The organism is Marinobacter sp. DY40_1A1 (assembly GCF_016597815.1).
GTDB classification, from domain to species: domain Bacteria; phylum Pseudomonadota; class Gammaproteobacteria; order Pseudomonadales; family Oleiphilaceae; genus Marinobacter; species Marinobacter xiaoshiensis.
This window is the reverse complement of the sequence record NZ_VCHA01000002.1, coordinates 470707-493245: the sequence shown is the minus strand read 5'-3', so window position 1 is coordinate 493245 and position 22539 is coordinate 470707. Positions and strand designations below refer to the sequence as shown.

The window sequence follows — 22539 nt, the reverse complement described above, 5'->3', positions numbered from 1 at the left end:
AGAATTTGTAACATTATAACATCCGCAGGAGCCCGACTGCCAAGGGCAAGAATTGAGACGGCTTACACCATGGAATCGTTGGCGAGAGATTCAAGGTAATCGAGATTGGGAATCCAGGCGGTTTCGCCGTCAACGTCGACGAGCATAAGATCCGCAGGCCCGTTTTCTGCCTCCATCTTTTTGATTTGCTCTTCGGTAATACGGACCTGGCTTGGAATGCCCTGTGTAATTAATGCCATGAAGCGAAGCTTTTTGTTGTTGTCGGTGATGCTGTTGAGTACCACGATACGGCCCCGGTTTTCACCTGGTACGGACAAGGTTCCGCCATTGGCGGCATCGTAGGAAATAACGGGCAAGTTAAGGCCCCGCCATTCCAGCCGGCCAGCAAGCCAGTCAGGTGCGCCGACGCCGGCCTCACCACTGGCATAGTCCACCACCTCGGCAATGGATACGTTGGGCAGTAACAGTTGCCGTCCGCTCACGGGAATCATGACGCAGGAGAGGGTTTGGCTGTTGTCATTCATTGCTTGTGTCCTCAGGCGGAGCCCCGTTTCTGCCGGCCTTTCAGCAGACAGGATTCTTCAATGGTTTTGACCAGTTCCCGGGCCAGTTGCTCCGGGGTGCCGGTAAAGCTCGTGCAGCCGGTGGCAGCCACGGAATCCGGCATCGAGCTATTGCCACAGCTGGTGCTCTCCTGAACCCAGATTCGGCTACCATAGGCCTTGAGCAAAGGTGCTGCAATTGCGCCATCATTGCCCATGCCGGAAAACAGGATGGCATGGCAGTGGGAGCCATAGTTGTCTGCGGTATTCAGTAACACCTGGTCAATCGACGGGCTATAGGGCCCGGGCCAGGGTGTATCCAGCTCAGTTAGTGCACCAGTGGCAGAAAATTTCCATTCGTGTTCAACCGGCATCAGTACCACATCGCCGTTTTTTACCCGGTAGTTCTCTTGTGCATGCTGCAGCTTGTAATGTGCATGGCGGCCAAGCACCCGGGTAAGCACTTCGGCAAAATTTCCGTCAATATGCTGGGCATAAACGAAGCCCACTGGCAGGCCCGGCGGAAGGCAGTCCAGAAATGCTTTCACGGCGGCTGGGCCACCCAGGGAAGCGCACAAAACCCAGATGTCTTCAGCTACGGAACCCGGTGCCGCAGGGGTTAGCCACTGCGGAAGTTCCGACGATTCCGGGCTTTCCGAAGGCTCTGCTTCAAGCTCTTCGATGCTGGCCTTGGAATCCAGCTGCGACAGATCGCCCAGCTCTTGTTCCAGTTTGCCCAGCAGTCGCCGTTCCCAGCGAAAATACTCTGTACTACCAGCCCCGGGTGCCTGATCCAACCCGAACAGAACCGGAGCCTCGGTATTATCCAGAAGGTAATCAAACAGGGCAGGGTGATCTGCCTCGTCTTCCAGTGTCACCAACCAGAGCCCGGCTTCCGGGAACTCACGGTGGCCTTGCAGGCGCTCTGGATCTCCAGAGAAGCATACCTCAAGGCCGAATTTGGCGGCCGCGGCCTGCAGTCTGTGTCGCTGCAGGACAACGTCCGACACAATGCCGACCTGAGCCCGACCATTTTGGCCGGCCATCACTGCTTACCAGTTAGCCGTTCAATGGTCTTCAGCAGTTCCGTCTCCTGGAACGGCTTGCCGAGGTATTCGTTTACGCCGATGGCCAATGCCCGCTCACGGTGCTTTTCGCCGGTCCGGGATGTGATCATGCAGATCGGCATATCCCGCAGGTTGTCATCGTGCCGCACAAAGCTGGCTACCTCAAAGCCATCCATACGTGGCATTTCGATGTCCAGAAGCATGATGTCCGGCTTGTGGTCCTGCAGTTGCGCCACTGCATCCAGGCCATCTTTTGCAGTGATAACCTCCATGCCGTTACGCTCCAGCAGGCGCGAGGTAACCTTGCGTACGGTAACCGAATCGTCCACCACCATAACTACCGTGGCGCGCTCTTCGTAGCGTGCAGACTCTCTTGCCTTGTCCAGTTCGGCCAGACGCTGGCGTTCAGACAATATGTCAGAACGGATCATGGCAGGCAGGTCGAGAATTACCACCACGTTGCCATCACCAAGAATAGTCGCTCCGGACACACCGCGAACGGTGCTGAACTGCGGTCCCAGCGACTTAACCACGATTTCACGGCTGCCCATCAGGTTGTCGACCTGCAGAGCCATGGGTTGCTCGGCACCACGAACCAGAATCACCGGCAGTGGCAAGGCCTGTCCCTGAAGCTTGGGATGGTGATCACTGTTCAGCAGGCTTCCAAGGTACTGCAGCCGGTACTCCTGGCCCGCGTATTCGTACATCGGCGCATCCGGCTTGTAGTATTCCTCAAGCTCGTAGGTGCTGACTCGCACGATACCCTCAATGGTGTTAAGCGGGATGGCATAGAAGTCTTCACCCGTGGATACCATCAGGGCCCGGTTTACAGAAACGGTAAACGGTAACCTGACGGTGAACACGGTGCCGCGGCCGACCTGCGATTCAATGTCCAGGCTGCCGCCGAGTTGTTTGATCTCACTGGCGACCACGTCCATCCCAACGCCACGACCGGAAATCTGGGTGACGTTCTGTGCGGTTGAGAACCCTGGCTGTACGATAAACTGCAGAATCTCGCGCTCGGAGAGTTCTTCATCCTCCCGCAACAGTCCTTGGCGAATGGCTTTTTCCCGGATGACATTTGAGGGGATGCCAGCACCGTCGTCTACCATGCGCAGAACCACGTCGCCACCTTCGCGAGCCAGAGACAGGGTGACTGCACCTGCCTCCGCTTTGCCGCTCTTCTTCCGGTCAGCCGGCTTTTCAATTCCATGGTCAATGGCGTTACGCAGCATGTGTTCGAGCGGCGCAATCATCCGCTCGAGTATGGTGCGGTCCATTTCACCTTCGGCGTTGCGTACATCAAACTCAACTTTCTTGCCTAGCTCACCACTGATCTGGCGAACAATCCGGCGTAGACGAGGCACCATGGAAGAGAAAGGAATCATTCGGGTCTTCATCAGACCTTCCTGAAGTTCCGTGTTAATACGGGACTGCTGAACCAGCAAGGTTTCTGTATCCCGCACCCGGTCTGCAAGGGTCTCACGCAGATCTGCGAGGTCTGAAGAGGATTCCGTCAGAGCGCGCGACAACTGCTGGATGGAGGAGTACCTGTCCATTTCCAGCGGGTCGAAGTCGTCACCGTAATCCGGACCGTGTTCCTTTTCGGCACTGAACAGAATCTGTGCTTCTGTTTCGATCTCCATCCGGCGCAACTGCTCCCGCAGACGCTCGATGGTGGCAGCCATTTCATCCAGAGTATGGCTGAAGTCGCTGCTTTGCTGCTCCAGTCGACCACGGGTAATACTGGTTTCACCGGCCAGGTTAACCAGGTCATCCAGCAAAGGAGCAGATACCCGAATGGTTTCCTGTGCAGCACGCTGTGCATCAACAACGCGCTTGGAGGTTTTGGCCTTGGCCCTGGCAGGCGCAGGCTTTGGTGCAGGTTCTGCTGGTGCCTCTGCTATTGCCGGTACTTGCACTTCCGGTGCGGCTTCGGCCACAGGTGCGCTTGCAACTGCGCCAGACTCGTAGCGTCCCCGTATGTCAGCAACCAGGGCAATAATGCTGTCGTGATCTTCGGTGATGGCTTGCCACTGAGTGTCATCAGGCAACTTGCCAGCGAGGTCAATCAGGCGTGTTTCGAAATTGTGAGCCTTGTCGCCCAGCAGTGTGAGCTGCGACAAACGTGCACCGCCTTTCAGGGTATGCAGTGCGCGCTGAGCTTCCTGATTGAAGTGCTTGCTGGCTGGATCCTTGCGCCAATCTGCAAGAAGGTGCTCCAGTTGGTCCATGATCTCGCAAGCTTCTTCCAGGAAGATTTCCAGAATTTCCGGATCGATCGCTTCCTGATCGGCGATGGCCGTTTCTTCTGGTGACATCTCAAAGCTGTCTGAATCCAGAGTCTGGGCGCTGCTGAAGGACATCAGAAGATCCGGGTCTGCAGCTGGTTCCGTACCAATTGCCAGTTCACCGAGCATGGACTTCAGGTTATCCAGCCCACGGGTGCTCAGAGCCAATAACAGCCTCTGGTTACCTGGGCTCGATGTTACCGCTTCGAGGGCGCCAGCCCAGGCTTCCGCCAGTTCAGCAATGGGGTCCACATCGGAGAGTCGAGCACCACCTTTGAGAGTGTGCAGCTCTTGCTGAAGCTGTGGAACACCGTGCATTGCCTGGGGGTCTTCACGCCATTGGTCGAGGCACTCGCTGATAACGTCGTGGATCTCATGGCCTTCATCCAGGAAAATACTGGCGATGTCATCGTCATGGCTTGTGTCAGTTTGCGTGGCTTCCGGAAGAGGTGCCGGAATATCAATGTCTGCTGACTCAACTTTTGCATCTGCATCTGCATCTGCATCTGCTTCGGGCTCAGCTTCGGCCTCTGTGGGGACGGCTTCGCCACGGAGAATCGCTTCAACCTGATCCACAAGATCGTTGGCGGGCGGGCAAGGCTTCTGGGTAGCAACCTGCTCAACCATCTGCGCCAGTCGGTCGTGGCACGCAAACAGTAGATCGTTCATGGCAGTGCTGGCTGCAAGCTGTCCTTCTGCTACTTTTTCAAACAGGTCTTCGAGGACGTGGGTCAGGTCGCCAATGGCGTCAACCCCGGCCATGCGAGCGCCGCCTTTCAATGTATGAACGTCTCGCTGAAGCTCTGCCGCCACGGGCCGGTTCGACGGGTCTTCACTCCAGGCATGCAGGGCACTGCCTGTGGAGTTGATCAGGTCGTAAGCTTCCTCAAGGAAAATGCCGGTGAGCTCCGGATCCATGTGCGAGAGATCGGTGCCGACTTCGGCAACTTCTGGCTCCTCTGCATCCTCAAGTTCGGGCAGAGGTGGCAGATCATCCACGGAATCAGTGCGTTCTGGCTCTGCCGGAGCTGCCACATCTGTAACCGGTCGCGAACTGGTCGTGTTGTCCATGTAGGCATGGATTTCGCTAATCAGATCAGGTGCCGGGCGGGGTGGCTCCTTGACTTCCAGGTTGTCCACCATACCGGCGAGGCGGTCGTGGCAACGGAACAGAAGGTCAGACAGCTCGTCATTTACAGAGAGTTGTTTATCCGTCAGACCCTCAAACAGGGTTTCAAGTTCATGGGCCAGATCACCCACTGCCGCAATTTCGGCGAGGCGTGCACCACCTTTGAGGGTATGGAGATCCCTTTGCAGCAGGCGCAAAATATCGAGATTTCCGGTATCTTCGCTCCAGCTTTGCAGGGCCTCAGCGGTGCTGTCGATAAGCTCGCGAGCTTCTTCGAGGAAGATCTCCGCAAGCTCGTCGTCCATATCACTGTCGGAAGCTTCAGCAACTTCGTCAGTTTCAGGCAGAGGAAGGTCTGTGGGTGTAGTGGCTTCCAGCTCTTCCATGTCGAAGCTGAGGTCGATTTCTTCCAGATCTTCGGTGAATTCCTGATCAAAGGCGCTTGTGGCTTCAGTTTCGGAGCCAAGCAGAGACTGGGTGAGCGCTTCAAGCTCGGCCACCAGCTCGTCACCGGTCTCGGTAGCCAGCCCTGCAGCAATCTGATCCATCATATTGATCAGGTGCTCGTGGGCATTGCGAACGGATGAGAAGAACCATTCGTCCGGTGCCTCGCTCTGGTTCGCAGTGGCTACATAAACTTCGTGGAGCGCTTCTGACAAGGCAGCGACATCGGCTAGCCCGGCGTCAGATGCGGCATCAGTAAGCTGCGCCAATTCTTCGGTCAGGCGTTGGAGTGGGCCACGGTCTTCAGGGCTTTCTGCCCACTGCGCCAGGATAAGGTCGGCATCCAGAACAACATCCAGCCCTTCACTCAGGAACAGCTGGACCAGCTGGGACGGCGCTGGCTGTGTGCCGTCATGGCTGGTTTCTTCGCTGTAGGTGCGGAGCCTGTCGTTGGAGATGTGTTCCAGTTTATCCAGGAAGGCTTCCGTGCATGGCAGTGAAGCTTGTGGCTCCTCACGTATCTGGGCCAAACCTTGCGTCAGGAAATCGCAGGCTGCTTCAATCAGTGACAGCACGTCGCGGTCTGCCCGAAGGTTCTGGGCGCGGGATTCTTTTACAAAGCGCTCAAGCGGCGCGATTACTGCCGCAATCGGCGCGATACCGGCGGTGTGGGCACTTCCTTTCAGAGTGTGGAGAGCGCGTGACAGGTCGTCAGTATAGGAAACGCTAACCTTGTCGCCTGCAGCCGCCAGATACTCTTTAAGGGTTTGCAGATGGGTTTCTGTTTCACTCTCGAAGATGTCCAGCAGTACTGGATCAACGTCGCTATCGTCATCCGTATCGTAGTCGGATTCCGGCAGCTCTATAGCAGTACTGGCGAAGGCGCTGTCATCGTCAGCGGAGGGCATTGTGCTTGCGTCAGGGATATCACCGTTAGCAAGGGCCCGGGCGCGGTCTTCAAGACGGGAGGGGTCTATCGACGGCGGCTGTTTATTCTCAAAATCATTGACCAGAGCCGGCAGAACCCCTGTGGCCTCTTCCAGCAGGCTGGCAATATCGTCATTCATGAAGGTGCTGCCGTCGATCACACGGTTCAGCATGTTTTCTATAGACCAGGCCAGCTCACCAACTACCAGCGCACCGACCATACGGCCACTGCCCTTGAGCGTGTGGAATGCGCGGCGCACTTCGGAAAGCGCACTGCGGTCATCGTGTTGACGCAGCAGCATGGGGAGGTATTCGCGGATGGTATCCAGAACCTCACCGGCTTCCTCAACAAAGATTTCGAGGATTTCGTCATCAATCAGGTCGTCTTGCTGGTCGCTATCGGCCGCCAAATCCTGCGCCGGAGTGTTTTCAGGTGCTGGTTCAGGCCTGGTGTCTTCGGCCGTTTCCGCTGCGGTAATTTGCTCATTGTCACTGCGGCGGGTTGTTGCCATGGCTTCCCCACGGGCAACCAATTCTTCCACATCGTCGGCGGCTTTGCCGTCACGGAATGCATGAATCAGCGCGGGAATGCGGGCATTCGCTTCATCAATAAACGAGAACAGATCATCGGTTGGCTTGATGCTCTGGTCGATTACACGGTTCAGCAGGTTTTCCACTGACCAGGCAAGGTCGCCAAGCCTGTTAGCACCTACCAAACGGCCACTGCCTTTGAGTGTGTGGTAAGCGCGGCGGACTTCTGTCAATGCCGGGCGGTCGTCGTGATTCTGGCGCAAGCGCGGATAGAATTCGTGAATGGTCTCCAGAACCTCTTCGGCCTCTTCCACAAAAATGCCGAGAATTTCGTCGTCCAGAAGCTCTTCATCCGATGCCTTGGGTGCAGTGCTGCCGCTCTGGGATGCGCTATCTTCTGACGCCGTTGGCTCAACAACGGGCACCTCATCCGGGGCCAGTTCAGTGCCCCATGTGGGCTCTTCACCAACCGGAAAGCCGAGGCTTGCAAGGCTTTCTTCAGCAATACGAAGAATGTCCGCGTTGTCACTGATGCCTTCAGCAAGGCGTTCAAGGTAGTACTCGATACTGGTAATGGCATCTGCCAAGGTATCCAGTTGCTTCCAGTCGGGTACATGCTTGTCACTTAGCAGAACATCGGAAATATAACGCTCGGCAGACGCCAGCATGCTGGCAACACGATCCAGTGGTACCAGGCTCAGGCCGCCGCGGATGCTATGGAGCAGGCCGGGAACGTGTTCGATTTCACGGGTGTCCCACTGGGATGCGATGAAATTGATAACCGCTGATTTCACCTGCTCCAGTGTGTTTCGCGATTCTCTCAAAAGCGCACTGCTGGCTTCACTGAGCTCGCGGGAACCCTGGTAGGCCGGAAGACTGTCGACGTTTCTTGAGGATTGCTCTGGCTGCCGGTCGCTATCCAGACCTGCAAGGCTGGCTTCTACATAAAGCAGAGCCCCGGCAATGTCCATCAGAGTACCGTCATCAACCAGTTCGCTTTGGACCGCCAGCTTTTCAATCAGCTCGATTTGTTCGGTAATAACCTTGCGAGGAATCCCAAGGCCAAGCACCGCCAGAGTGTTACCCACCTGAACCATGCCGGGAAGAAGGTCTTCAAGCTCGCTGTTCTTACGCAGTTCTGAGCGCACGAACAGGTCCAGCTGGTCTTTCAGCTTGGCAAGTTCTTCATTTAATGCGCTGACAACGGAATGTATGGCTTCACGGCCTGGGCCGGAGACGCGATTTCGGGCTGCATCCACATCGTCTTCTGAAGGTAGCGCCTCTACGAGCTGATAGCGGCTACGCAGGTCCCTTACATTTTCAGAATCCAGATCCCGCGCCCGTGCTACGTAATAAAGCAGGTGTTTGAGCAGTGCATCGGGTGCTGGTTGAGCGAGGATATCTCCATGCTCGTCGGTGAGGCGGCGGATTTCGCTATCTAGCTCCCGAAGCAGGGACTTGACCGCTGCGTTGACCGGGTTGGCTTTTGCCTGAAGTGTTTCTACAAAGGCAGCTGCAGCTTTCCAGAGCTCGCCACGGGGCGTTCTCTGACAAAGGCGGGTTAGCCGGTGAATAACCTTCTGCAGGTAGACGAACTGGGCATCAAGGTCTTCTTCGCGAATGATCCCGGCAAGGGCAAACTGGTACATCTGCCGCAGTTTGCGGATGTGGCCAAGTACCTTTGGGTCCTGCAGGCGTTGCGACACATTGTCTGCAACCTGCATGCGTGACGGGCCGAGGTCTGGCTTGAACAGCGATGTGTCAGACAGCAGAGAGTCGCCACGCGCAGCCCGCAGGTCGTTCAGTAGAGGCAGCAGTACCATGGGGAAATCATCCTGGCTGCTGGCCAGGTGTTCCAGATACTGTGGAAGCTGAAGAATCGCTTCCATCAGAACATTAACGGCTTCGTCCACACTGGCGACGCTGTTATCCAGCACCGCCTGGGTGAGCTTTTCCATTTCTTCGGTCAGCAGTGCTGCACCGTAAAGCTCAACCATCTGCAGGGTGCCATGCACCTGATGGAGATAATTCAGGCAGAAGCGCAGGCGTGCAGTATCGTCGCGATTTTCGACGTACGCCTCTAGCGCATGCTGACCCTGGGTCAGCGTGTCCTGTATCTCGCCCCGAACCCAGTCGAGGGCGATGCTGTCATGGTGGTTGCCCATAACCTCTCCGGTTATTCTTCGTCAGTCTGGCGCTTGATCCACGCCAGTACATGTTCCGAGGGTACTTTTTGTAAGCCCGGGGGCTGCCAGTCGGTCAGCTCTCCCTGGCCCAGAACCAGTAGTCCCCCGGGCGCCAGCCGCTCTGCAAGACGCCTGACAATGTCCCGTCTGCGCCAGCGACGGAAATAGATCAGCAAATTCTGGCAGAAGATAATATTCATTCCGTGCATGGGCGCTTTATCCAGATCCAGCACATTCAGTCTGGTAAAGCAGACCCGCTCCCGGATGCTTTCGACAATTTCTACGGTGTTCCGCTCGGCCGGGCGGAAATACCGGGCTTTCAAGTCTTCTTCCATGCCCAGCAGTTTGCGGGCATTGAACTGGCCTGTCCGGGCCTTCTCGATAACCGGTGTGCTGATGTCCGAACCGGTTACGCCATAGAGCGGCTGTAGCCCCAGTTGAGCCATACACTCGTTCAGCACCATGGCTAAGGTGTAAGGCTCTTCACCAGATGAGCAACCGACGCTCCAGGCCTCAATCGGCCGCTTTCGGAACTGCTCTCTTGGTCGTGTGAGGACATAGTCGGCGACCAGCCGGAAGGCGTCAGGGTCCCGGAAAAAACGGGTTTCCTGCACCGTAAGCCGGTCCACCAGCGTTGACCATTCCCGAATGGCATCCGGCCCCGAGATAATCGTTTCGTAGTAGGCCTGATAGCTGCTGCAGCCTATTTCCCGCATCCGGATAGCCAGATTGGTTTCCAGAAACGAGCGGCGCTCTGCAGGCAGTGTCATGCCGGTACGGTGTTCCAGTAGTGTCTGCCACTGGCTGAACTGCGCCTCATCCATTTCCGGAAGACGGCGCAGAAACCAGGCGCTTTCGGCAGTTGACGGGTTGTTATGAAGTTCAGACATAAACCGCCATTAGCCTCGGGCTGTAAATCAGCCCACCACCGGAACGTTGCTGTCTTCCTCTTCGTCGTGGCCTGCCATATCTTCTTCGGGCAGCGTAAAGCCGGCAACGGAGGACCGCAGCTCGGAAGCCATTTCCGCCAGATTCCCGATAGACTTCGCGGTAGCGTTGGTACCGGATGAGGTCTGGGAAGTGATTTCCTGGATAACGTTCATTGTGTTGGAAATGTGTGCCGCAGAAGACGACTGCTGGCGTGCCGCGTTGGAAATGTTCTGGATCAGTTCCGCAAGGCTCATGGATACGTTCTCGATTTCTTCGAGCGCGATACCCGCGTCCTGTGCCAGTCGTGCACCACGTACCACCTCGGCGGTGGTGTGTTCCATGGAGATAACAGCTTCGTTGGTGTCAGACTGGATCGTCTTAACCAGCGCTTCAATCTGCTTGGTTGCTGCAGAGGAGCGTTCCGCAAGGCGCTGAACTTCGTCCGCAACTACCGCAAAGCCTCGACCCGCGTCACCGGCCATAGAGGCCTGGATAGCAGCGTTCAGAGACAGGATGTTGGTTTGGTCAGCAATGTCGTTGATCAGGGATACGATGTCACCGATTTCCTGGGAAGACTCACCCAGACGCTTGATACGCTTGGAAGTTTCCTGGATCTGCTCACGGATGTTGTCCATGCCGCGAATGGTGTTCTGTACCACTTCTGCGCCTTTCTTGGCGATGGCAACCGAGCGCTCCGCAACCGCAGAAGATTCAGCAGCGTTGGAAGATACCTGGTCGATAGAGACAGCCATTTCGTTAACAGCAGCAGAGGCACCGGCAATTTCCTGGGCCTGGTGCTCGGAAGCGTCGGCCAGGTGCATGGCGGTGGACTGGGTTTCCTGGGCCGCGGAGGCTACTCGTACCGCAGTACCACGAATCGCCTGTACCAATCCGCGCATCTGGTCGATCGCGTAGTTGATGGAGTCAGCGATGGCACCGGTGAAGTCTTCGGTTACTGTGGCCTCTGTGGTCAAGTCACCATCAGCGAGGTCGGCCAGTTCGTCCAGCAGTCGCAGGATCGCATTCTGGTTTTGCTCGTTCTGCTCCTGGGTAGTAGACAGGCGCGTCTGTGCTTCCCGGTACAGGGCAAGACCGATGAATACAACCATGGCAACCATGGCGATCAGGATAATAAATGCCAGAGTCGGGCTTACCAGCCGCGAGCCACTTTGGGCACGGAAGCTTTCGGCAAGAACAGACAGTTCAGACAGCAGGATCTCGGAGTTCTGGAAGATGTCGCTGGCTGAGTTACGTACCTTGAAGAGGTCGGGAGAGGCTTCAAGGATTGCGTCTACGTTCTGGGCGACGAACTCGAACAGCTCATCAACAGCCTCAAGACCGTAGATTGCGTCTTCATCATCAACCCTGGTTGTGCCCATTGTCGGGTTGCCGTTCAACTGACCGTCGAGTACGCGGCCAAACAAGCTGGCGTCACGACCAAAGCGGTCAGCGGCAATTACGGCGTCTTCGTCACCGGAGAGTACGTTGTTTACCGAGCGCACAATACGCTCTGCAAGCAGTGACTGGCGCTGAGCCAGTGCAATCTGTTCGGCTGGTGCACCGCTATCCAGCAGGATTTGTACAATATCGTCGTACTCAACCTGAAGCTGGGGGATGGTTTCGTTCAAGGTGCGTGCTACTTCGTGCAGGCCAAGAACGGCGTCCCGGGTGGACAGGATGCTGTCTGCGTTCTCACGTACCGAATTCCAGTGCTGTTGAACACCACTTTCGCGGGCCAGTTCACTGGGCGGCAGGCCGGTTTCCGGGTTGCCTTCAGTAACGTTGGACCAGAGCTGCTGGAACTCATCGCGGGAACGGCGCAACTGGTTGAACGCCTCGGCGGTACCACCGGCGGCTTCAGTCGCGTTTTTCGCGATTTCCTGCGATAGCACCCTGAGTTCAGCTGCGTTGGCAATGTATTCCTGGTCGTTCTGGCTGTCCCTGTTGATGATAAACAGGACCACAACGAGCAGGACAGTGAGTGCGATCAGCGAGGTAATCAGGCCAGCAACGAGTTTGTTGCCCCCCTGACCCGTACCGATTCTTCCGGCTCTGTTTTTCATTTTCTGGCTCCCGGCCTCTATCTGGAATTTGGCAAGTTGTTTTAATGAGGTTTCAGGCAGTCAGGGTGTTTTTCCTGCCACTGTCATCACCCTTACCACTGCGCGACGTCAAGAAAGCGTTCGTCTTCGAGCAGGTCGACGGCGGAAAACACTTTCCAGACTTCTTCGTTTCGTTCATAGCCGCCTGCAACAAACGGCTGAACACTTTCAGGTACACCCGCGGGTGTGGCCTTGAAACTATCGGTTGCAAAGTACTGCATGCCCAACACTGAATCGACGACCAAACCACTGAAGATGTCACCCTGCTCAATCACAAGCACCCGCCGCTCCCGCTGACTGCGGGATGAGCGGGGAATGTCAAAAAAGCCGGCAAGATCAACCAGAGGAAGGAGGCGCCCACGCACGTTGGCGGCGCCCATCAGAAACGGCCGTACGCCCGGTATATGTGTAAACCGGGGAACGTGCAGTATTTCAGTGACCTCACCCATAGGAGCCACATAGCGCTCGCCTGCGAGAACAAAGCCGATACCGTTCCAAAGTTCAACGGCTTCTTGCTGTTCGGGCAGACCGGCGGCCATGGATCGGCTGCGTCGGGCGATATCCGTCAGTACGGCAAAGGGGGCGGCCTGTGCGGACATGCTTTCTCCGAAGTTAGGATCAGCCAATCAAGCTGTTGATTGTTTTGATCAGGTCGTCTTCGTTTACCGGCTTGACCAAGTAGCCTTTGGCGCCCTGGCGGGTGCCCCATACACGGTCAGTTTCCTGATCCTTCGTAGTGACAATAATCACCGGAATGGAAGCCGTTTCGGGGGCCCGGGTAAGCTGGCGGGTTGCCTGGAAGCCATTGAGGCCAGGCATAACCACATCCATGAGTACCAGATCCGGGGTTTCGGCGCGGGCCTTGGCTACACCATCTGCACCGTTATCGGCTGTAAGCACTTCGTGTTTGTGCTTTTCCAGAATGGTGGAGATTTTCTTAACCTCGGTAGGAGAGTCGTCAACAATCAGAATGCGAGCCATTGGTTCCTCGATGGTTCTTTAGATGTCAGCAGGGTTTACTGTGGAGCCACAGGTACATAGTGGCGAATGGTGTTAAGCAGCTCATCCTTGCTGAACGGTTTGGTCAGGTACTGGTCAGAGCCGACGATGCGACCCTTGGCCTTATCGAAAAGCCCGTCTTTGCTTGACAGCATAATGACCGGCGTCTTTTTGAATGAGGAATTATTCTTGATGAGCGCGCAGGTCTGATAGCCGTCCAGGCGGGGCATCATGATATCCACAAAGATGATGTCCGGTTGTGAGTCGGCAATTTTTGCCAAAGCGTCAAAACCGTCTGTCGCGGTGATAACCTCACAGCCTACCTTCTTCAGGAGGGTTTCTGCGGTGCGACGGATGGTCTTGCTATCGTCGATCACCATGATCTTCAAGTTCTCGAAGTTGTCATCCATTGTCCAGGTGCCTTGCGCTCAGCGACTGTCATTGTTTTAAACGGGGGCTTTTTAGCATAAACCTTAAGGTTCTTCTATAAACCCTGTTCATTTATAGATTATCAGTGGCCCGATAAAAAGTATTACTTTGTGACCAAATGTACTTTTGCCTGCAACATCACGTAATTTACCCAGGATTTCTCCGGATGCATTCAAGGCTCGGGTACAATACCATCTGATTTCTCAGCATAGCACTTATTGCCCGGTTTACTCTGCATACCGGTTCTTGTTTTTCACCCCCAGGAGCGCCAGAAATACTATGACAGTTCGACTAGGGATCGTGATGGATCCGATTGAGGATATCCATTTCAAAAAAGACAGCTCACTGGCGATGTTGCTGGCTGCGCAAAACCGCGGCTGGGAAATCGAATACATGGAGCTGCAAGACCTTTATCTGGACGGCGGCAAGGCGATGGCGCATACGCGCAGCCTGACGGTGCGCAAGGATCCGGAAGACTGGTTTAGCTACGGCCCTGCCAGGGATCGTGCTTTGGGCGATCTCGATGCAATCCTGATGCGCAAGGATCCGCCCGTTGATGATGAGTTCCTTATGTCCACCTATATCCTTGAAGCCGCCGAGCAACAGGGCGCTTTGGTGGTTAACCCGGCAGCAGCTTTGCGCGACTGCAACGAAAAGCTGTTCGCTACCCAGTTTGAGGATCTGACTCCGCCGTTGCTTGTCAGTCGGTCGGCGAAGCGTTTTCGGAAGTTTTATGCGGAGCATGGCGACATCATCATGAAGCCAGTGAATGGCATGGGTGGTCATTCCATTTTCCGCGTCAAGGAAAACGACTTTAATCTGGGGGTGATTATTGAAACCCTGACCAACTATGGTGCCCGCCAGGCCATGGCCCAGAAATACATTCCGGAAATCAGCGATGGCGACAAGCGCATTTTGATGATTGAAGGCGAAGCCGTACCCTACTCCCTTGCGCGAATTCCTTCGCAAGGTGAAAATCGCGGAAATCTCGCGGCCGGTGGTCGCGGTGAGGGTCGTGAGCTGACTGACCGGGATCGTGAAATCTGCGCGCGGGTGGCTCCGGTAATTAAAGAGAAGGGCTTGATGTTTGTAGGCCTGGATGTGATCGGTGATTATCTGACCGAAATCAACGTCACCAGCCCAACCTGCATCCGGGAGCTGGATGACACCTTCGGGACAGATATTGGCGGAATGTTGATTGATGCCATTGCGAAGCGTCTTAACCGGGGCTGACGTGAGTATAATGGGTCAACTACGGGAACGGGTTTAGTCATGGCGGTGCAGGTAAGCGATTTTGACAGGTTTTCCTTCACGCTGTTTATGGCGCTGGTGGTGCATGCAGTTGTAGTGTTGGGGATTACCTTTGCCCCGGAGTCTCCGCGCTCTTCTGCCCAGACAATGGAAATCACCCTGTCGCAGTTTGATGATGAGCAGGCGCCGGACAAGGCAGATTTTTTGGCGCAGACCAACCAGCAGGGCAGTGGTACCGAGGATGAACCCCGGGAAATGACCTCGCCGCAACCCGCGGACATCAGCCAGCCGGAAGTGGCTCAGGTGCAGCCGGAGCCCATGGCCCAGGTGGAACCAGTTCGCCGGCAGGAGCGTGCGGTTGTGCAAACGGAGGGACGATCCACTCAGCAGGTTCAGCAGCCTGAGCAGCGCGCTGAACCAGAAGACGAGCCCTTGCCGGTTAAAGAAAAGAAAAGCCTGATGGAGCGTAGTCTTGAGATTGCCAGTCTGGAAGCGCGCTTTGATGCCCAGCAGCAGGCCTATGCCCGCAAACCCAGAGTGATGCGGGTGACCGCAGCTTCCACCCTGAAATCCAGCAACGCATGGTACGTGCAGAACTGGGTAAGCAAGGTTACGCGGGTTGGCAATATCAACTATCCCACCGAAGCCCGACGTGCCGGCGTTTATGGCACCCTGCGAATGCTGGTATCCATGCAGAAAGATGGCACAATCAAGGAAGTGGCTATTCTGCAATCGTCGGGCAGTACACTGCTGGATGATGCAGCCATTCGTATCGTCAGGATGGCCGCGCCCTTCGCGCCTTTTCCTGACGATATGCGAAAAGAAGTGGATGAACTGGAAATCATACGCACCTGGTCCTTCCAGCAAAGGGGGCTGACATCTGGATGACGGCATCTAAGCATTCTCCTCACAGCTTGCGACATCACTTTCTGGTGGCATCGCCCTATCTTGCGGACCCTCGCTTTCACGGCGCTGTTATCTACCTTTGTGAGCACTCCAGTGATGGAGCCTTGGGGTTGATGGTCAACCAGCCTCTGGATATTCATTTGGGGGAGATTCTGGAACAGCTTGATCTCCAGGGTGGCGAGCTTGACCTGCCTGTGTTCAGCGGTGGGCCGGTGGAGCAGGAGCGAGGGTTCGTGCTGCACTCCCCCGGAGCAGACTGGCAAAGTACTGCCAAAGTTTCTGACGACGTTATGTTGACCACCTCCCGCGATATACTGGCCGGTATTGGCCTCAACGAGGGCCCGAAGGAGTTTCTGATGGCTCTGGGATACTCGGGGTGGGGTGAAGGGCAGTTGGAGGAGGAGTTGGGCAGCAATTCCTGGTTAACCTGTCCTGCTACTACCGACATTCTGTTCAGGACACCCTGGGCTGACCGTTACAAGGCTGTTCTTGGCCTGATAGGGATAGATATTAACCAACTCAGTGAAACGGTGGGGCATGCCTGAACGCGGTCAGCGCAGTGTGATGGCATTCGATTTTGGTCTCCGCCGTATTGGCGTGGCTATGGGGCAGGAGATGATCGGTACAGGCCAGCCTCTGGTGATGATCCCCGCCGACAACGGAACCCCCGATTGGGCTCAGCTCGAAAAGCTGTTGGCGGAGTGGCAGCCGGATCTGGTGCTGGTTGGCCTGCCTCTGAATATGGATGGCAGCGAAAATGACATGTGTGGCCGCGCCCGAAAGTTTGGTAAGCGCCTGCATGGCCGTTTTCATGTACCGATCGACATGGTAGATGAGCGCCTGACCAGTTACGAAGCAAAGGGCCAGGTGATGGCTGCCGGTGGTAGCCGGGACTATGGCCGTCACGGCGTGGACGATCGCGCAGCGGTGCTGATACTGGAAACCTGGTGTCGGCTGCAAACAGAATAATAAAGTGAGGATTTAATGAGCGCATTGCTTGATGTGGACCAGCTTCTGGACAAGTTGGAGGCGGGGCTGCGTAACCTGCTTGAAGAACGCGGTATCAAGTCGCCGGTGCTTATCGGCATCCGCACCGGTGGCGTATGGGTAGCAGATATCATTGGCAAGCGCCTCGGGATTGAAGAGCCGTTCGGTGAGCTGGATATTTCTTTCTACCGGGATGACTTCAGCCGGATTGGGCTCAACCCCAAGGTAACCCCCTCAAGCCTGCCGTTTGATACCGAAGACCGGGATATCATATTGGTGGACGACGTTATTATGAGTGGCCGAACCATACGTGCGGCGATGAATGAGCTGTTCGATTATGGTCGCCCAGCCAGTATCATACTCGCCACGTTGATTGATCTCGGTGCCCGTGAATTGCCCATCCAGCCTGATGTGGCCGGGCAGTCGCTGAAGCTGGATGCGCCGCAGCGCATAAAACTTCGTGGCCCGGATCCGCTCCGGATAGAAATTCAGGCAGCCGAACAGTAAACCTCCGAACCCGATAGCAGGCACTCCATGACCGCAAACCTAGCTTCCCCTAACCACTTGCAGCTTACCCGGGATGGCCAGTTGCGGCATTTTCTGACTTTGGACGGGCTGGGCAGGGAATTGCTGACCGACATTCTGGATACTGCAGATTCCTTTATCGAAGTGGGTGAGCGAAGTATCAAGAAAGTGCCTCTGCTGCGAGGCCGAACCGTGGTCAACCTGTTCTTTGAAGCCAGCACCCGCACCCGCAGTACCTTTGAGCTTGCTGCAAAGCGCCTGTCTGCCGACGTACTTAACCTCGATATAAACACCTCCGCAACGTCCAAGGGCGAATCGCTCTCAGACACGCTTTTGAATCTTGAGGCCATGGCCAGCGATATGTTTGTTGTGCGTCATGCCCAGAGCGGTGCGCCCCACTTTATTGCTGAAAGCGTTACCCCAGGCGTAGCCATTATTAATGCAGGCGACGGTCGCCATGCTCACCCAACCCAGGCCATGCTCGATATGCTGACTATTCGGCAGCACAAGGGCGGTTTTGAGGGCCTTAAAGTGGCCATAGTGGGCGACATCCTGCACTCGCGTGTAGCGCGCTCCCAAATCCGTGCGCTGAATGAGCTGGGTGCCGAACAGATACGGGTTATCGCCCCCGGAACCCTGTTGCCAAAAGATGTGGAAAGCCTCGGCTGCACCGTGGAATACGACATGGCCAAGGGTATGAAGGACCTGGACGTGGTGATCATGCTGCGCCTGCAGAAAGAACGAATGGAAGGTGCACTGCTGCCCAGTGAGCGTGAGTTTTACCGGCTCTACGGTTTGAGTCAGGACAAGCTGGCACTGGCGCACCCCGAATGCATTGTCATGCACCCGGGCCCGATTAATCGTGGCGTCGAAATTGAATCCGCAGTGGCGGATGGCCCGCAATCGGTGATCCTGAATCAGGTCACCAATGGTATTGCCATCCGCATGGCTGTGATGTCCATGGCGATGGGCGGGCAAATGGCCGAGCGGCAGCAGAAACAGAACGAGATAAATGAGAGGGGCTTGGCATGAGCGGTAACGACCATTTTTCCGGCGCCAGCCTGAAAATCACTGGCGGCCGACTTCTGGATGGCCATGGAAGTGAAACCCCTAACTCTGCCCTGTTAATTAGAAACGGGCGCATCGCAGCCATTGGCGAAGCGGCTGAAAAAGCCGATGCAGACCAGTCATTTGACGCAAGGGGTTGTGTAATTTCACCGGGTTTTGTTGATCTGTCTTGCAACCTGCGTGAGCCGGGCAATGGCCAGAAAGGCAACATGGTGTCCGAAACCCGCGCTGCTGCCCGGGGCGGCTTCACCACTGTATGCGTGTCTCCGGAGACCTCACCGGTTAATGACTCCCGAGCCGTGACTCACCTGATCAGGGATGGCGCTTATGTCAGCTCGCCGATTCGGGTGTTGCCCGTGGGTGCACTCACCCGCGGGCTTGATGGGGAAATGCTCAGTGATATGTCGGGCCTGACTGCTGCCGGCTGTATTGCTGTGGGTAATGGTTCCCGCGGTGTGCGCAATGCCCGAGTGTTGCGCCGCTGCATGGCCTATGCCCAGACCTTTGGTTTGATCGTGATGTTGCGCCCGGAGAATCAATCCCTGGCTGCAGACGGCTACGCCCATGATGGCCTAGTGTCGGCTCGCCTCGGCTTGCTGGGTATTCCGGAGGTGGCAGAAACCGCTGCTGTAATGGAGATGTTGCTGCTTGCCGAAGAAACTGGCGTGAGACTGCACCTGAGCCAGCTCTCATGCGGCCGCAGCGTGGAGATGGTTGCCGACGCCCGCAGTCGTGGCATTGCTGTGACCGCCGACGTAGCCATGCATCAGCTGGTCTTTACAGAGGAGGCGTTGTCGGGCTTTGACAGCCGCTTCCACTTGCGTCCGCCGTTGCGTTCAGAGGCGGATCGTCAAGCACTGGTTGCTGGCGTTCGCGAAGGTGTAATTGATGCCATCGTCAGCCAGCATCTGCCCCATGAAAGCGCAGCAAAACAGGCGCCGTTGCCAGACACTGAACCTGGTCTTTCCAGCATAGAAAGCCTGCTGTCTCTGGGGCTTGAGCTGGTTCAGAGGGGCGAGTTTACCCTTGCCGAGCTGATTCGCGGGCTTACTTCGGGCCCGGCTTCAGTGGTTGGGCTTAACGCTACGATTGGTCAGGATGATGTAGCCGACCTTTGCGTATTTGATCCTGAAGCGCACTGGACGCCAAGTAAGCGGTCCCTGATTTCTGCGGGGCATCACGCGCCAGTGCTTGATCGGCCGCTGCCTGGCGTCGTTCGGTTTACACTGGTGGAAGGGCGGGAAGCCTGGCCTGGCGCCTGAAAACGCCGGGTCTGGCTATAAAATGCGCCTGGGGTCAGCCAATCTTTGTCGACACCATCACATAATCCAAAATGTTGCTTAAAAACCCTTGAGACGGGGCACCTGTGCCAACGTATTCTTATGCCTTCCGGCATAATGTCGACTTCAATAAAAGTGCGCAGCTTGTCAGATCGGATAGCAAGCACCGCCGCCAAACAATAATGATTCAGGAGTCATCCCGTGACATCAGTATTCTTCCCGCAAAAGGTGGCCTTGGCGGCTGCCCTGTGTGCAAGCTTTTTGCTCCCCTCGGTGGGTAATGCCCAAACCAGCCCGAAAGCAGACGATGAAATCATTGAGCGAAGCTTTTGTGTGTTTGATCCGGTTGGCGCTAACGGCCCGCTTTTCACCATTACCAAAACCTTTCAGCCTATTGCTCTTCAGAACGGTATCAAGCTGAACCTGAGCGCCTACACCGACGAAAAAGTTGCTGCGGAAGATTTCAAGGCTGGTCAGTGTGATGCAGTGTTCCTTACCGGAACCCGCGCTCGTGAGTTCAACAAGTTCACCGGCAGTCTCGAGGCCATGGGTGCTGTGCCTGGCCAAGAAGAAATGCGCCTGCTGTACAACACGCTCAGTCAGCCTAATGCCCGCCCACTGCTGGTAGATGGCCCCTATGAAGTGGCGGGAGTGTTCCCGGCTGGTGCGATTTACCTCCACACCCGTGATCGCAGCATTGATTCCGTAGAAAAACTTCAGGGCAAGCGCGTTGCAACACTGGATTTCGATCAGGCGTCGGTTCGCATGGTTCGCCATGTGGGCGCGTCTGTTGTTGGTTCCAACTCCGCTAACTTTGCCGGCAAGTTTAATAATGGCAGTGTTGATATTGCCTACGCTCCTGCGGTGGCATATCAGCCATTGGAATTGTACAAGGGCGTTGAGCCAAACGGCGGCGTTCTGAAATACGCACTGGCCTATATGAACTTCCAGATCATCCTCCACCGCGATCGCTTCCCGGATAGCGCCGGCCAGATGGTGCGTGATGAGGCCGTCAAACGCATGGGTGAGGCCTACGACATCATTTCCCAGGCAGAAGCTGAAATGCCGGAAAGTGTATGGATGACCTTGCCAAGGGAAGTGACAGCCGAGTACGACAAAATGCTGCAGAAAGTGCGCTTGTCACTGGTTGACGATGGTGTGTACGACGAGCGTGCAATCAAGCTGATGAAGGCGATTCGTTGTCGGGTGGATGCCACACGTTCAGAGTGTGCTTCCTGATTAGACTCACAATTTGAAACAGGCCCGCCTGGTGTGCGAAGGGCGGGTCGTTTCAGGCTTGGCTTTCGGGGTGCTTGTCAGTTTGAGCGAAGCGCATCCTTGAATGCTTTACCTGCCTTGAAACCAACGGTTTTGCTGGCGGGAATGCGGATTGTCGCACCGGTTTGAGGATTCCTGCCATCCCGTGCTTCGCGGGTGCGGATATTAAAGGTGCCAAAGCCTATTAGGGTGGTGTCTTCTCCGCGAGCAGCGGCAGCCGAAATCTGATCTGTGATAGCGGTAATCACTTCACTGGCTTTTTCTCGGGTGAGGCCAGTGCGTTCGGCGATAGCTGCAGCAAGTTCAGGTTTGCGCATCGGGTATCCCTTTTTTTATCCATCGGAGTTGCAGCTCAACGAGAGTGCGGCTGCCTGAATCTATAGCGGCTTGCGGTATTTTGTGCAAATACGATGAGCCATAAAATCTGTGTACACAGGCGTCATTTGCGGTGCCGGTCTCAAAAAGAGCGAGCGCTGTGGGCCATAATGCCCGGCTAACGGCGCGTTCAGAATAATAATTCAAAACGTTAAGAAGGTTTAAAAACCATGATGCAAACCGGGATTCCATTAACAGCCCCCTCTAATTCGAATCATTCCCGCTCGCTATCTGTCGGGCAGTCAATTCGGCATTCATTCGCCCGTTACAGGGGCGTTGTTGTTGCTCTGAGCCTTGGCACTTTGCTGTCAGGTTGTGGTGTGATCAATAACATGATGTACAAAACCACTGGCGATGTTATGCAGGGTTTCTCTCGTGAGCACACAATTCCCTACTTGATGGAAAGTGGCGATCTGGCTATGGGTTGCGCCATGAGTGAGGCCACTGCCCCTCTGTTGATGTCCTTCGGTCGAGTAACCGACGAGCCCGACCAGTTGGCGGTAATGCTTTATCTTTCAGCCGGTGGCTGTGCTGAAGATCAAGGTCGTGAGCATGAGCTGGCGGCATTGGCTGCCATGTACGAAAGAAAAGGCAACGCCGCAGAAGACGCCATGATTCGCCAGAAGCGGGCTTACGCTCTGGCATCAAAGCGCTATCTGAAGTCCTGGCAGCATCACAATACATACTACGGCGAGTCCGGTACCGGTGAGTGTCCGGATTTCGACGACGACCTGGATGAGTTCATTTACCTTGCCGGACTGCTGTCCGGTTTGCAGGCGCTTAATGCAGAAATCCAGTCAACATCGTCTATTGGCGTTCCCAAGAACGTTGGTTCGATTGTAGCCAGAGCGTCCAGCTGCCTTGAGAATGACAAGTGGTGGGGCGCACCAATGGCACTGAAAGCAACGGTTTGGGCCATGATACCGGGCGCTCAGCCGGAAGGTGAGGATGCCTTTGACCGTCTCGCGATGACCGATCGATTGGGTGAGGACGCAGGTGTTCGATTGAGCCACGTGTTCCACGCAATCGCGGCAACCAACAAGGGTGATGAAGCCATGGTGAAGTCGGTGGTGCGCCGACACGCTGAGTCGCTCAAGGAGCAGCCGGCTAATGCAGAGTGGGCGTTCGTGGATGCCATGGCGACCAATATTATCGTCTCAATCTCCGACCGTCTTTGGGTAGAGAATACCGGCCACCGCACCCCTTTGGGCCAGCTTGGCAGCTTCTGGGATGACCAGCAGAAAGAAGTTGAAACCATGGACCTCGATGGCCTGCTGTAACTTGTTAATGTT

Annotated in this window: 18 protein-coding genes; 9 read left to right on the top strand and 9 right to left on the bottom strand. The window is 55.8% G+C overall.

Going from position 1 to position 22539, the window contains the following annotated elements; all coding sequences use genetic code 11:
• Positions 1–62: 62 nt before the first annotated feature.
• From FFI61_RS08125 to pilG, 8 genes are all read right to left on the bottom strand, one after another.
• Complete coding sequence (locus FFI61_RS08125) at positions 63–524, bottom strand: chemotaxis protein CheW (RefSeq protein WP_200202393.1); 462 nt, start codon at positions 522–524, stop codon at positions 63–65.
• An 11-nt stretch (positions 525–535) separates the two neighbouring features.
• A complete protein-coding gene (locus tag FFI61_RS08120; RefSeq protein ID WP_200202392.1) occupies positions 536–1588 on the bottom strand; it encodes a chemotaxis protein CheB in 1053 nt (350 codons plus the stop codon).
• Positions 1588–9096, bottom strand: coding sequence for an Hpt domain-containing protein (locus FFI61_RS08115; RefSeq protein WP_200369870.1), 7509 nt, complete (start codon positions 9094–9096; stop codon positions 1588–1590). The genes FFI61_RS08120 and FFI61_RS08115 overlap by 1 nt, the downstream gene beginning before the upstream one ends.
• An 11-nt stretch (positions 9097–9107) precedes the next feature.
• Positions 9108–10007 carry a CheR family methyltransferase gene (locus FFI61_RS08110; protein ID WP_200202391.1) on the bottom strand — a complete coding sequence of 300 codons (900 nt, stop codon included), beginning with the start codon at positions 10005–10007 and terminating at the stop codon, positions 9108–9110.
• Positions 10008–10034: 27 nt separating this feature from the next.
• Positions 10035–12110, bottom strand: a complete 2076-nt coding sequence (locus tag FFI61_RS08105) for a methyl-accepting chemotaxis protein (protein WP_200202390.1) — start codon at positions 12108–12110, stop codon at positions 10035–10037.
• 92 nt (positions 12111–12202) lie between these two features.
• A complete protein-coding gene (locus FFI61_RS08100) occupies positions 12203–12748 on the bottom strand; it encodes a chemotaxis protein CheW (protein WP_200202389.1) in 546 nt (181 codons plus the stop codon).
• Between the two features lie 19 nt (positions 12749–12767).
• On the bottom strand, positions 12768–13130 hold the full coding sequence (gene pilH / locus FFI61_RS08095; RefSeq protein WP_200202388.1) for a twitching motility response regulator PilH: 363 nt from the start codon (positions 13128–13130) through the stop codon (positions 12768–12770).
• Positions 13131–13165: 35 nt separating this feature from the next.
• A complete protein-coding gene (gene pilG, locus FFI61_RS08090; RefSeq protein ID WP_100637866.1) occupies positions 13166–13558 on the bottom strand; it encodes a twitching motility response regulator PilG in 393 nt (130 codons plus the stop codon).
• A 298-nt stretch (positions 13559–13856) separates the two neighbouring features.
• Here pilG and gshB point away from each other — a divergent pair, with 298 nt between their 5' ends.
• The 8 genes from gshB to FFI61_RS08050 all read left to right on the top strand — a co-directional run bounded on the left by gshB (position 13857) and on the right by FFI61_RS08050 (position 20833).
• A complete protein-coding gene (gene gshB, locus FFI61_RS08085; RefSeq protein WP_200202387.1) occupies positions 13857–14810 on the top strand; it encodes a glutathione synthase in 954 nt (317 codons plus the stop codon).
• A 39-nt stretch (positions 14811–14849) separates the two neighbouring features.
• Positions 14850–15716, top strand: coding sequence for an energy transducer TonB (locus tag FFI61_RS08080; RefSeq protein WP_200369869.1), 867 nt, complete (start codon positions 14850–14852; stop codon positions 15714–15716).
• On the top strand, positions 15713–16279 hold the full coding sequence (locus FFI61_RS08075; RefSeq protein WP_200369868.1) for a YqgE/AlgH family protein: 567 nt from the start codon (positions 15713–15715) through the stop codon (positions 16277–16279). Before FFI61_RS08080 ends, FFI61_RS08075 begins: the two co-directional genes overlap by 4 nt.
• Positions 16272–16703, top strand: a complete 432-nt coding sequence (gene ruvX / locus FFI61_RS08070; RefSeq protein WP_200369867.1) for a Holliday junction resolvase RuvX — start codon at positions 16272–16274, stop codon at positions 16701–16703. Before FFI61_RS08075 ends, ruvX begins: the two co-directional genes overlap by 8 nt.
• Before the next feature lie 15 nt (positions 16704–16718).
• The gene (gene pyrR / locus FFI61_RS08065) at positions 16719–17228 is read left to right on the top strand and encodes a bifunctional pyr operon transcriptional regulator/uracil phosphoribosyltransferase PyrR (protein ID WP_200202383.1); all 510 of its coding nucleotides are present in this window, start codon (positions 16719–16721) and stop codon (positions 17226–17228) included.
• Positions 17229–17255: 27 nt separating this feature from the next.
• Positions 17256–18278: an aspartate carbamoyltransferase catalytic subunit gene (locus FFI61_RS08060; RefSeq protein WP_200202382.1), complete on the top strand. Its 1023-nt coding sequence runs from the start codon at positions 17256–17258 to the stop codon at positions 18276–18278.
• Positions 18275–19576, top strand: a complete 1302-nt coding sequence (locus FFI61_RS08055; RefSeq protein WP_200202381.1) for a dihydroorotase — start codon at positions 18275–18277, stop codon at positions 19574–19576. The genes FFI61_RS08060 and FFI61_RS08055 overlap by 4 nt, the downstream gene beginning before the upstream one ends.
• 219 nt (positions 19577–19795) lie before the next feature.
• Positions 19796–20833 carry a putative solute-binding protein gene (locus FFI61_RS08050; protein ID WP_200202380.1) on the top strand — a complete coding sequence of 346 codons (1038 nt, stop codon included), beginning with the start codon at positions 19796–19798 and terminating at the stop codon, positions 20831–20833.
• 77 nt (positions 20834–20910) lie between these two features.
• Here FFI61_RS08050 and FFI61_RS08045 read toward each other — a convergent pair whose 3' ends face one another.
• On the bottom strand, positions 20911–21189 hold the full coding sequence (locus FFI61_RS08045) for an HU family DNA-binding protein (protein ID WP_200202379.1): 279 nt from the start codon (positions 21187–21189) through the stop codon (positions 20911–20913).
• Positions 21190–21567: 378 nt separating this feature from the next.
• On the opposite strand from FFI61_RS08045, the gene FFI61_RS08040 reads away from it, so the two are divergent.
• Positions 21568–22527 (top strand): hypothetical protein, encoded by a 960-nt coding sequence (locus tag FFI61_RS08040; RefSeq protein ID WP_227714733.1) that lies wholly within the window; start codon positions 21568–21570, stop codon positions 22525–22527.
• Positions 22528–22539: the final 12 nt, after the last annotated feature.